The 12,781-nt window shown below is 64.8% G+C and carries 6 protein-coding genes; 4 read left to right on the plus strand and 2 right to left on the minus strand.

What is annotated here, in order from left to right; translation table 11 throughout:
• Positions 1 to 8: 8 nt before the first annotated feature.
• On the minus strand, positions 9 to 1,412 hold the full coding sequence (locus V3314_RS20970) for a hypothetical protein (protein ID WP_338459590.1): 1,404 nt from the start codon (positions 1,410 to 1,412) through the stop codon (positions 9 to 11).
• On the minus strand, positions 1,409 to 3,724 hold the full coding sequence (gene tssI, locus V3314_RS20975; RefSeq protein WP_338459591.1) for a type VI secretion system tip protein TssI/VgrG: 2,316 nt from the start codon (positions 3,722 to 3,724) through the stop codon (positions 1,409 to 1,411). The genes V3314_RS20970 and tssI overlap by 4 nt, the downstream gene beginning before the upstream one ends.
• 897 nt (positions 3,725 to 4,621) lie before the next feature.
• On the opposite strand from tssI, the gene glgA reads away from it, so the two are divergent.
• The 4 genes from glgA to V3314_RS20995 are packed head-to-tail and all read left to right on the plus strand — an operon-like array spanning position 4,622 to position 12,775.
• Positions 4,622 to 6,181 (plus strand): glycogen synthase GlgA, encoded by a 1,560-nt coding sequence (gene glgA, locus V3314_RS20980; RefSeq protein ID WP_196172724.1) that lies wholly within the window; start codon positions 4,622 to 4,624, stop codon positions 6,179 to 6,181.
• A 14-nt stretch (positions 6,182 to 6,195) separates the two neighbouring features.
• Entirely contained in the window at positions 6,196 to 7,938 is a 1,743-nt protein-coding gene (gene treZ / locus V3314_RS20985) for a malto-oligosyltrehalose trehalohydrolase (RefSeq protein WP_196172725.1), read from the plus strand.
• Entirely contained in the window at positions 7,935 to 10,004 is a 2,070-nt protein-coding gene (malQ, locus tag V3314_RS20990) for a 4-alpha-glucanotransferase (RefSeq protein ID WP_338459592.1), read from the plus strand. The genes treZ and malQ overlap by 4 nt, the downstream gene beginning before the upstream one ends.
• Positions 10,001 to 12,775 carry a malto-oligosyltrehalose synthase gene (locus V3314_RS20995; RefSeq protein WP_196182725.1) on the plus strand — a complete coding sequence of 925 codons (2,775 nt, stop codon included), beginning with the start codon at positions 10,001 to 10,003 and terminating at the stop codon, positions 12,773 to 12,775. The genes malQ and V3314_RS20995 overlap by 4 nt, the downstream gene beginning before the upstream one ends.
• Positions 12,776 to 12,781: the final 6 nt, after the last annotated feature.

Here is a 12,781-nt window from a genome sequence, read left to right on the forward strand (position 1 = left end):
TTCAGATCCTACTGAATTACATCACCTATAGATTTAGCATGCCCATCAAGCTTGACTACCTGGGTTACAGCACCCTTCTCATCTACGGTTATCAACCAACGCTCATATCCAGCCGAGCGAATATTCATTGCCTGTTCTTTCCCCAAACTTTCGGAAAGCCTTGGACGAATCCACGCATCACTCATCTGCCTGGCGCTCGGAAACCCCTTACTCCCCTTTGTAACCGGCAAACTACCCGGCGAAAACGCGCCCCCCGTTCGATACTTGGTCTCGGTAATGATGAACGGCGGCGGTGGATGGGCATTACGATAGACGCCATCCAGCCCGCGCCCGGTGGGTTTCATTTCCAGGCTGCGAGGCCCACGAGCGACCGACAGCAGGTTCTCATGGCCTTTGCCGAGCATGTACTGATCACTGACCACCTCCCCATAAATGCCCTTCTGCGCCCGGGTCGCCGTGGAATGATCGAACACGTGCACATTGGCGCCATGCGTGGCGGCAGCCGCAGAGGTGGGCACCGGCGGGCCGAGCGCACCTTCGGGGCGCTCGAGGTAACGCGGACGCATGCCAATGCCAGAAGTCACCCGCCCACCACTCATCGCCATGGGCACCGGCTTAGGCGCATGCACCCCGGCCTGCGCAACCTGCGCGGGCAGATCGCTGGCCTGTTCCAGCACCTTGGCCAACCTGGCGTCGAGTTGCATCAGCGCCTGTGGGATTTCCCGCACTGCATGCACCTGCACCGCGTAGAACTGCGCTTCCATGGCCTGCAGCCGCACCAACAGGTGCGAGGCCGCCTGGTTGAAGGGCCAGTTGCCCAGGTAGCTGCGAAGCTTTGCCGTTGCAGCGATGACCTTGGTCAAGAACTGGTTCAGATAGGCCAGCAAATCCTTTTCATAGCTCGTGAACCTGACCTGGCGCAGCCAGAACTCCACGCTGCCGCGGGTGAACTTGCCAAGAAACGCAACCACGGTCCGCAAGATGATCTGGCTTTCACGGATAAGTAGCAGGCACAAACCTCGCAGAAACGCTGCCGCTTCCTGGCCGACCAATGCACCTGCCACCGAGCCCACGGGCGTACCCACCGCCCCCACCACGGCACCGATGATCGGCGCGATCAAGGTAATCAGGCAGGCGACCAGCAGCACCCACTCCTGCCACTGTGGCGGCTGCGCCGTTGCCTGGCTGTCATCCGCTGTGTAGCGCTTGCCCAGGCGCAGGCACACTGCGGCCAGGTCACGGGCACTGAGCACGATCACCACCCCAGGCACCAACGACAGCAGCATGTCGGCAATGACCACGCTCAGTGGCCGTTCCTCGGCAAACTCGCCCAGCACCAGATCACGCAGCCAGCCAAAGCCACCTGCCACCCTTTCCACCGCTTCATCCAGCCAGTCAGCAGCGGAGTTCATGACTGGCCACCTGCCGAGGTACAGCCGGCAAGCAATGCCTGCAGGGCAGCATCCGGCTCGGTTGCGGTCGTCAGCTGCAGCGAACCTTGGCCAACCTCGTAGCGCACCTGGGCGCTACAACCGGGGGTAACGCCAGCCAGGCGGGCATAGCCGTTCTGGTCGACCATACCCTGGCGCTGGGTGCCATCGGACAACGTCGCTACGTAGGCCGTGCCCGCAATCGGCGTACCGTCGGCATGCACCAGGCGAAACTCGATTTCCTCCTGCGACGGTGCAGGCGGCTCGCCGTAACGTGCAGGCGCCTTTACCTGGGCGATGGCATGCAACAGCAGTGGCTCGGGGCAACCGATTTCGATGCGGCCATCAACCAGCTTGATGAACGCCCCGCCGCAACTCAGGGTCAGCGACGTTCGGCTGTCGATGTGCACATGGCCGTGATGGCTGGTGATCGACACATCGTCATTGGCATCGACCCGCAGTTGCCCGCCGACCTGCACACGCTTGTCCTGCGCGACCTGCTCGCTGGCCTCGAGGCCAACCATCACGCTCAACGCCCCGCCAACGGCCAACGACTTGCCCAGGCCTATGCTTTCGACTTTGCCAAGGGCGACCGTTTCGCTCTTGCTGGCGCCGACCTTGACACTGCGGTTGCCACCTATGTGCACCACTTCGTCATGCTCGACGCGCTCGCTACGATCATTGCCGATGAGCGTGGTTTCGTTGTGTTTCACGACGTTGTTCTGGTCGCGCTCGGCATGAATGAATACTTCCTGGCGCCCCAGTTCGTCCTCGAAGCGCAACTCGTTGAAGCCATCGCCTTTATGGGTCTGGCTCTTGATGGTCATGCGGGTCTTGTGTTCGGGCAGGTCGTAAGGCGGCAGCTGGTCACCGCAGTAGGTGCGCCCGGTGATCATCGGCTGGTCCGGGTCGCCATTGACGTACTGGACAATCACATCCTGGCCAATACGCGGAATGGCCATCGAACCCCAACTGCCACCGGCCCAGCCTTGCGACACCCGCACCCAGCAGGAACTGAATTCGTTGTTGCTGCTTTCACGGTCCCAGGGGAAGCTGACCTTGACCCGCCCCCACTGGTCGCAAAAAATCTCTTCGCCCGGCGGGCCGACCACGGTGGCCATGTGCGGGCCATCGATACGCGGCTTGGCCAAGGGTGCCGGGCGCCATTCGGCCATGCCTTGCACCAGCTGCGCATCGTTCACATAGCGGGTACCTTGTTCGGCGCCGACGGCTTCTTCCTGCAGGCTGGTGAACTGCGTACCTTCGTGGCACAGGCTGATTACGCGCCAGTGCACATTAAGGTCTTCACGCGGGTGGCCGACTAGGGTGAAGCTCAGGCCTGGCTGCAGGCGCACGTCATCGCCCTGTACTTCGGCCAGGCGGGCGTCATGGCGCAGCGCCGTCAGCCGCGTTTCAGTGAAGGGCTTGCCGACCGCATCGCGCTTGTAGCGCCCCGGGTAATCAAAAAACTCATAGTCCAGCGACTGGTGCGTGATTCCGCTGGCCTGGGCCTTGTGCTCCTGGCGATAGGCCGGGTTGGTGAAGGTGTAGTCGCGCTGCACCTGCTGCGCAGTACGCACCTGCTCGCAGTAGCGCAAACGCCGCAGGCAAGCACGGGCCTGGTCGCCACCGCTACTGGCGTGGTACAGCACCTTGTCGGGGCCGAGATCATCTTCATCCAGCCAAAGCGCTTCATCATCTACGGGCTTTAGCGTGCCCCGGCTGAGCAACCCAAGCGATAGCAGGCGATCGGTAACGATCAGCGTGTGGTGCCTGGCGCAGTGTGCAAAGCGGTAGACGAAGCCCTCTTCAGCGGCAAGGCGATGGATGAAGTCGAGGTCGGTTTCCCCCGCCTGGACACAAAACTCACGCACCTGGTGCTCGGCGCTGCTATTGAGCTCAAACCGGGCAATGCCCTGACGCTTGAACATCAGTTCAAGAATCTGCGGCACGGTTTTTTGCTGGAAGATGCGCCAGTTCGAACGCAAGCGGGCGCGGGCCAGTTGCGGCTCGACCACAGCGTGGTAGCGCGTGCGACAGAAGCCGGTTTCACCTTGGCTGAAGGCACTGACCAAGCCATGCACATGACGCAGTGGCCGGCCTGCGCAATAAAGGGTGAATAGCGCAGGCTTGTCGAGCAACTGGCCGAAGTCGACATCACTGTCGTAGCTGACAAGTTCAAGGCTCAGCACAAATGGCTGGCTGATAGCTTCTTCCAGCTTGAATGAAACCACTTCGAACTCCGTGCGCCCGGCGAGCGCCTGAAATCCGAAACGAAAGTCCGACTGTTTCATGAGTTGCTCTACCCGCCATCATGTTTACCGGCGAAAAAACAACCACATCCTGGCTTTCTTCAAGATGAGTACGTCGAATGAAAATTGCCCGTCGCCAACGCCCAAGCCGGCTAGATCCGTGGTATTGGCGGACTTGACCGATGACGACAGTGAGGATGAGGCAGTGAATGAAGAGCAACTTAAACCGTACCGCTCCGCCATGACAGGAACGATGGGTTTCATGCATTGACGACTTCGTAGGAAATTTCCTAAAGCATCAACTTACAAACTTTTGCGCGTGCGAGTCCGCTCACTGAAAAACCAGCAATTCAAGCCAGAAAAATAATAAATACAGTTACTAAAAGTTCGCGAAACAGCCCCTTTCATTCATCCTGAAATCACTTGAATTCCGAAATGCACCATTCTGTTGGAGGGCGATGACCTTGGCACCCCTCAATCGCACCAAAAAGGTGCATGAGTGGCAAGAATTGGGGCATGCCGTCTGCCCCTCATCCACCGCGCCAGACCTATCGTCACATCCGGTCACAACCGCCAACGTTTGCGTCTACTCCGCGGCACGACAATGGTGACCAGTGGGTCACATTTTTATCTCTTTCTCTCCTACACTCGGTTTTCGGCCCGCCATTTGCTCAACGGAAGAGTGACGAAAAAAAGTCGAACTTTACGGAACGCGGGCAGGTCAGGAACTAAGTAGGCCAAACGCAAAGGGACTTCCCAGCCTCGGCCCACACACCCCACCAGCCCAATCGCCTTCGGCGGGAATGCCGATCGCGCCGTGCCTGCGCGCACGACCTTGGGGCATGGAACGCACTACGCAGAATCCAGAAACAGAGAGAACCAACACGAAACATTGCCACGGGTGCCAGCACCCGGCCAAGCATAGGGATGGAGAGAAGTATGATCAGTGCCGCTGTCGAGCCTCACGTAGATTCATTCAACCCGGACAACCGCGAACCGCTCACCCCGGACTTCGCCACGACAGGCAAGGCACCCGGCGCCCAGCGCCAGCACAACCGCAACAAGCGCAAGATTTTGTTCGTGACCTCGGAAATCGCCGACCTGGTGAAAACCGGTGGCCTGGGTGACGTGTCCGCCGCCCTGCCCCGGGCACTGGCCCACCTGCACGACGTGCGAGTGCTGATCCCCGGCTACCGCCAGGTGATGGAAAGCGACAACCCCATCCACATTGTCGGTGAGCTGGGTGGCCACGCCGCCCTGCCGCCATGCAAGATCGGGCGCATGGACATGGCCGACGGCCTGGTCATCTATGTGCTGATCTGCCCCGAACTGTACCAGCGCGACGGCACCCCCTATGGTGCCAACAACGGCCGCGACTGGCCCGACAACCACATCCGTTTCGCCCGCCTGGGCCTGGCCGCCGCCGAAATCGCCGCCGGCGAAGGCAGGATCCACTGGAAGCCCGAAGTGGTGCACGCCCACGACTGGCCCGCCGGTCTGGCGCCGGCCTACATGCACTGGCGCGGGTTGAGCACGCCTACCCTGTTCACCATTCACAACCTGGCCTACCAGGGTGTGTACAGCCGCGGCTGCAGCCCGGAGCTGGCAATCCCCGAACATGCCATGCAGCAGGAAGGCATGGAGTTTTACGGCAAGCTGTCGTTCCTCAAGGCCGGCCTGGCCTATTCCAGCCACATCACCACGGTCAGCGCCACTTATGCCCGGGAAATCACCACCCCGGAATTCGGCTGCGGCCTGGACGGCTTCCTCGCCAGCAAGGCCCAGCAAGGCCTGCTCGGCGGCATTCCCAACGGCATCGACGAAAGCTGGGACTCGGCCACCGACAAGCACCTGCAGCACAACTTCAGCATCAATGACTGGGAAGGCAAGGCGCGCAATGCCCAGGCAGTGCGCGAGCTGTTCGAACTGCTGCCCTCCGAAGGCCCGCTGTTCGCCGTGGTTTCGCGCCTGGTCTACCAGAAAGGCCTGGACCTTACCCTCGGTGTCGCCGACTACATCGTCGAGCAAGGCGGGCAGATCGCGATCATCGGCCGTGGCGAGCCGGAAGAAGAACAAGCCATGCGCGAGCTGGCGCTACGCCACCCGGGCCGTATCGGCGTGCGCATCGGCTTCAACGAAACCGATGCCCGGCGCATGTTCGCCGGCAGCGACTTCCTGCTGATGCCGTCACGCTACGAGCCGTGCGGCCTCAGCCAGATGTACGCGCAGCGCTTCGGTTCGTTGCCGGTGGCACGCAATACCGGCGGCCTGGCCGACACCATCGAGTCCGGTGTCACCGGTTTCCTGTTCGATGAGTCCACCGTCGAGAGCTATCGCCAGGCCCTCAGCCGCGCCTTCTATGTCTATGGCAAGAAGGACCTGCTGAATGCGATGCGCTGCCTGTCGATGACCCAACCGTTCAACTGGTGCCAGGCCGTGGAACCCTACGCACGCCTGTACGAAGACCTGGTCAAGCAGGCGCAGCACAGCCACTACTGAACGGGGATTTGAAGATGCACAGACATGGCGCACACCTGCTGGACGCCACGTCGGCGCGCTTCGCCCTCTGGGCGCCGGATGCGCGCAGCGTGAGCGTGGAACTGGAGCAGCAGCCGGCCATCGAGCTGTTGCCCGATGATGAGGGCTGGTACAGCGGCGTGGCCCCGTGCCAGGCCGGTGACCGTTACCACTACCGTATCGACGGTGAACTGCAGGTAGCCGACCCGGCCTCGCGCTACCAGCCCGACGGCGTACAGGGGCCGAGCCAGGTCGTGGATGTGGTCGGCTATGCCTGGCAACACCCCTGGCAAGGCCGGCCCTGGCACGAGGCGGTCATCCAGGAGCTGCATGTCGGCCTGCTCGACGGCTACGCCGGGGTCGCCCGGCAACTGCCGCGCCTGGCCGAGCTGGGTATCAGCGCCATCGAGCTGATGCCGCTGGGGCAGTTCCCAGGCGAGCGCAACTGGGGTTACGACGGCGTGCTGCCCTATGCACCGCAAAACACCTACGGCAGCCCCGAGCAGTTGTGTGCGCTGGTCGACCAGGCCCATGGCAATGGGCTGATGGTGCTGGTCGATGTGGTGTACAACCACTTCGGCCCCGACGGCAATTACCTGCACCAGTATGCCAGCCCGTTCTTCCGCGAAGACCGGCAGACCCCCTGGGGCGCAGCCATCGACTTTCGTCGCCCGCAGGTGCGCGAGTACTTCATCCAGAACGCCCTGATGTGGCTGTGCGACTACCGCTTCGATGGCCTGCGCCTTGACGCCGTGCACGCCATCGACCAGCCCGACTTCCTGGTCGAGCTGGCACAAAGGGTACGCGCTGCAGTGGAGCCGGGCCGCCAGGTGTGGCTGGTACTGGAGAACGAGCACAACCAGGCCTTCCTGCTGGAACAAGGCTTCGACGCGCAGTGGAACGACGACGGCCACAATGCCCTGCACGTGCTGTTGACCGGCGAAACCGAAGGTTACTACGCCGACTACCAGCATCGCCCCATCGACCAGCTGGCCCGCTGCCTTGGCGAAGGCTTCGTGTTCCAGGGCCAGGCCAACCGCCATGGCACGCCCCGCGGCGAGCCCAGCGGGCACCTGCCACCCAGCGCCTTCGTGCTGTTCCTGCAGAACCACGACCAGGTCGGCAACCGTGCCCTCGGCGAGCGCCTGACCCGCCTGTGCCCGCCGCCGGCGCTGCGGGCAGCCACCGCCCTGTTGCTGCTGGCGCCGATGATCCCGCTGCTGTTCATGGGCGACGAAGACGGCAGCTGCCGGCCGTTCCTGTTCTTTACCGACTTCCATGACCAACTGGCCGACGCCGTGCGCGAAGGCCGGCGCGGCGAGTTCGCCCATTTCGCCGCCTTCGCCGACCCCGAACAGCGCCAACGCATCCCCGACCCCAACGCCGAACAGACCTTCGAGGCGTCCCGCCCGCAGGCCCGGGAAGTCGTCGCCGGTTGGCACGGTCTGTACCAGCAGTTGCTTGACCTGCGTCGCCGCCATGTGATCCCGCGCCTGCCAGGCAGTCGCGCGCTGGGCGCCGAGGTGCTCGGCGACAAGGCACTGACCGCACGCTGGCGCCTGGGTGATGGCAGCACCTTGCGCATCGACCTGAACCTGGCCGCCACCCCGCAGCCCGCCGAGCTGCCCGCACCAGCAACCCGATTGTTCGACAGCAGCGACACCCGTCACCCCGACACCCATCTGGCCGCGTACAGCTGCGTGGTCAGCCTGCTTCCCCCTGCCAAGGAGCGCCCATGAGCGAAACCGCCCTGCACCGGCTGGCGACCCGCGTCGGGCTGAGCCGCGACTGGATCGACGCCAATGCCCGGCCCCAGCGTGTCAGCGACGAGGTACTGCGCAACATCCTTGAAGGCCTTGGTCACCCAGCCTCCGATGACGCCGCCATTGCCGCCAGCCTGCGCGCCGTGGACGCTGCCGAAGACAGTGAGCACCTGCCGCCACTGCTGACCGCCGACCTCGGCCAGCCGCTGCCACTGGCGCGCTATTTCAGCGCTGCCAGCGTCGCACACTGCACCCTGGAGGACCACAGCGCCCTCACCCTGAACCTCGACGACCAGGCCCGCCTGCCCGGTGCACTGCCCATCGGCTACCACCAAGTGGAAATCGACAGCCGCCGCTTCACCGTGGCCGTGGCCCCGCCACGCTGCTACAGCCTCGAAGACCGGGTGCAGCAGCCGCCCCCGCGCTGCTGGGGCCTGGCGGTGCAGCTGTACAGCCTGCGCCGCCCCGGCGATGGCGGCTATGGCGACTGCCTGGCCCTGGAACAACTGGCCCGCGCGGCCGCCGAGCGCGGTGCCGATGCCTTGGCCATCAGCCCGATCCACGCGCTGTCGGCCATCGACCAGACGCACTACAGCCCCTACTCGCCCTCCAGCCGCCTGCTGCTCAATACCCTGTACGCCAGCCCTGCCGCGCTGCTGGGCGAGCGGGAGGTGCGCGTGGCCATCGAAGCCTGCGGCCTGGAGCAACAACTGGAAGACCTGGAGCAAAGCCCGCTGGTTGACTGGCCGCGTGCCGCCAGCGCCCGCCAACGCCTGCTCGAAGCCCTGTACCAGGGTTTCAGCCAGGGCGACCACCCACTGCGCAAGGATTTCGACAGCTTCCGCGAAGCCGGTGGCCAGGCGCTGGAGCACCATTGCCGCTTCGAGGTGCTGCAGGCCCAGGCCGTGGAGCATGGCCTGGGCGCCGACTGGCGCCATTGGCCCAAGGCCTGGCACGACCCATACCACCCGGAAGTGGAGGCCTTCGCCAACGCCTACCCGGCCAAGGTCGAGTTCCATGCTTTCTGCCAATGGCTGACCGAACGGGGCCTGCAACGCGCCCAGGAAGCGGCACGCGGCAACGGCATGGCGATCGGCCTGATCGCTGACCTGGCGGTGGGCGCCGATGGTGCCGGCAGCCAGGCCTGGAGCCGCCAGGACGAGCTGCTGGCAGGGCTGAATGTAGGCGCACCGCCCGACATCCTCAACCGTGCCGGCCAGGACTGGGGCATCTGCGCCTTCTCGCCCGAGGGCCTCAAGCGCAACGGCTACCGCGCCTTCATCGAAATGCTGCGGGCCAACCTCGCCCACGCCGGCGGCCTGCGCATCGACCATGTCATGGGCCTGCGCCGGCTGTGGCTGATCCCGCAAGGGGCCAAGCCCAGCGAAGGCGCCTACCTCAACTACCCGCTGGACGACCTGCTGCGCCTGCTGGCGCTGGAGTCGGTGCGCCACCAGGCAATCATCCTCGGCGAAGACCTGGGCACCGTGCCGGAAGGCCTGCGCGAGCAACTGGCGGCCAAGGCCGTGCTGGGCATGCGCGTGCTGCCCTTCGAGCAGACCCAGCCCGGCCATTTCAAGCCGATTCTCGACTGGCCGGACAACGCCCTGGCCACCACCGGCACCCACGACCTGGCGCCGTTGGCCGGCTGGCTGGAAAACCGCGACATTGACTGGAGCCACCGCCTGCAACTGATCGATGCCGCCACCGAACTGCACTGGCGCCACGACCGGCAGAAGGAACACGATGGCCTGCGCCGTACCCTGGAAGCCAACTACGGCACGCTGCCGGACAACGACGCGCTGATCGACGCAGCCATCCGCTACGTTGGCCACACCCGCGCACCGCTGGTACTGGTGCCGCTGGAAGACCTGCTGGGCTGCGACGAGCAACCCAACCTGCCCGGTACCACCGCCGGCCACCCCAACTGGCGCCGGCGCTTCGCCCGGCCGGTACGTGAACTGCTCGACGACGAAGACGCCGCGCGGCGCCTGGAGCTCCTGGCCCAGGCTCGCGAACAGGCCTGGGAGCGTGACCGATGAAAGCGCTGACCGCGACCGTGCGCCTGCAGTTTCACAGTGACTTCACCCTCGATCACGCTGTGCCGCTGGTGCCGTACTTCGCCCAGTTGGGCATCAGCCACCTGTATGCCTCGCCCATCCTCAAGGCCCGCGCCGGCTCGCGCCACGGCTACGACGTGGTCGACCCGACCTGCGTCAACCCCGAACTGGGCGGCGAAGCGGCGCTGCAACGGCTGGTCGCCGCCCTGCGTCAGCACGGCATGGGGCTGATCCTCGACACGGTGTCCAACCACATGGCCGTGGGCGGTGCCGACAACCCTTGGTGGCAGAGCCTGCTGGCCTGGGGCCGGCGCAGCCCGTATGCAGAATTCTTCGACATCCAGTGGCACTCCAGCGACCCGTTGCTGGCCGGCCAGTTGCTGCTGCCGTTCCTCGCCAGCGACTATGGCATGGCGCTGAAAAACGGCGAGATACCGCTCGAGTTCGACAAGCACCATGGGCTACTGCAGGTTGCCCACTACCAACACCGCTTCCCGATCTGCCCGGTCGACTATGGCTGGATTCTCGCCCTCAGCCCGGAGCCGGCACTCAAGGCCCTGGCCGAACGCTTCACCGCGTTGAACGCATCGGCCACGCCGCTCGCCGACGCCCTGCCTCTGCAAGCCGAACTGGTGCGCCTGGCAGGCGAAGGCGCCGACCTCGAATCGGCCCTGATGGCGTTCGACAGCCGTAGCGAGAATGGCTTCAAGCGCCTGCACCTGCTGCTGGAGCGCCAGACCTACCGGCTGGCCAGCTGGCGCACCGCCGCCGACGACATCAACTGGCGCCGCTTCTTCGACATCAACGAGCTGGGCGGCCTGCGGGTGGAACGCGCGGCGGTGTTCGAGGCCACCCACGCCAAGCTGTTCGAGCTGATCGAGCGCGGCCTGGTGGACGGCTTGCGTATCGACCATATCGACGGCCTGGCCGACCCGCGCGGTTACTGTCGCAAGCTGCGCCGGCGGGTCGATGGCCTGCTGGCACGGCGGCCGTTGAACGCTGCCCTGGAGCACTTCCCGATCTACGTGGAGAAGATCCTCGGCGCCAACGAGCACCTGCACCGCGACTGGCTTACCGACGGCACTACCGGCTATGAATTCATGAACCAGGTCTCGCTGCTGCAGCACGACCCGGCGGGCGAAGCCGCGCTGACCGAGCTGTGGGCCAGTGTGAGCGAACGCCCCGACTTCCCCGAAGAAGTGCGTCAGGCCCGCCACCTGGTGCTCAATGCCAGCCTGGCCGGCGACTGCGAGTCGGTGGCCCAGGCGCTGTTGCAGGTGGCGCGCAACGATCTGATGACCCGCGACCTGACCCTGGGTGCGATCCGCCGCGCCTTGCAGGCACTGGTGGCGCATTACCCGGTGTACCGCACCTACTTCAATGCCTGCGGGCGCCCGGCAGAGGACGAAGGGTTTTTCCAGCAGGCCCTGGCCAATGCCCGGCAGGATCTGGGCGAAGCCGACTGGCCGCTGCTGGAGCACCTGCAACAATGGCTGGGCGGGCAAGCCTGGCGCAGCCTGCCAGCAGGCCGGGCGCGCAAGCAGCTACGCCACGCCTGCGTGCGCTTCCAGCAACTGACCGCGCCCAGTGCCGCCAAGGCCGTGGAAGATACTGCGTTCTACCGCAGCGCGCGGCTGCTGTCGCGCAACGATGTAGGCTTCGACGCCGAGCGTTTCAGCGCCCCGCTCGAGCACTTCCACAACGAGGCCCAGCGGCGCCTGCGCGATTTCCCCGACAACCTGCTGGCCAGCGCCACCCATGACCACAAGCGCGGCGAAGACACCCGTGCACGCCTGGCCGTGCTCAGCGAGCGCGGCCCGTGGCTGGCCAGCCGCATTGAACATTGGCGCGAACTGGCCACCCCGTTGCGCACGCAACTGGATGACGGCCCGGCACCCAGCCCCGGCGACGAGCTGATGCTGTTGCAGACCTTGCTGGGCAGCTGGCCGCTGGACCTCGAGCTGCACGATGACAACGCCCTTGGCCACTACGCCGAACGCATCCGCCAGTGGCAGCAGAAGGCCTTGCGCGAGGCCAAGCTACGCAGCAGCTGGAGCGCGCCGAACGAAGCATACGAAAACGCCTGCGCCCGCTACATCGATGGGCTGTTGCTGGACGGCGAGAACCAGCAGCTGCGCAAGTCGCTGGCCGACGCCGCGCACTTGCTGGCCTGCCCCGGCGCCCTCAACGGCTTGGTCCAGGCCCTGCTGCGCATGACCACGCCGGGCGTACCGGACCTGTACCAGGGCAACGAATACTGGGACTTCAGTCTGGTCGACCCGGATAACCGCCGCGCCGTGGACTACGCCTGCCGGCGTCGCACCCTGGACGATGCAACGCCGGTAGCCGAGCTGCTGGAACACTGGCGCGATGGCCGCCTCAAGCAGGCGCTGATCGCCCGGGTGCTGGACTGCCGCCAGGCCCATGCCGAGTTGTTCCGCCGTGGCGCCTACCTGCCACTGACCGTGCACGGCCGGCATGCCGACAAGGTGGTCGCGTTCGCTCGCCTTGGCGAAGGCGAACGGGCCGTCATCATCGCGCCACGCCTTGCCAGTACCCTGCTGGCAGGCGCACCGATACCCCTGATCCCGGCACAGAACTGGGACGATACCCGGGTGAGCCTGCCGTTTGCCTTGTCGCCTGCCAATTCGACGGGACTTTTCCCCGGTACTGCGGTCAGCTCTTCCAGGGAGCTGATGTTGAGCGCCGTGCTGGCGGAGTTTCCGGTCAACCTGCTGATACAACAATCTTGAGCATCA

Source organism: Pseudomonas sp. TE3-3-F2023, assembly GCF_036784815.1.
GTDB lineage: Bacteria > Pseudomonadota > Gammaproteobacteria > Pseudomonadales > Pseudomonadaceae > Aquipseudomonas > Aquipseudomonas pudica.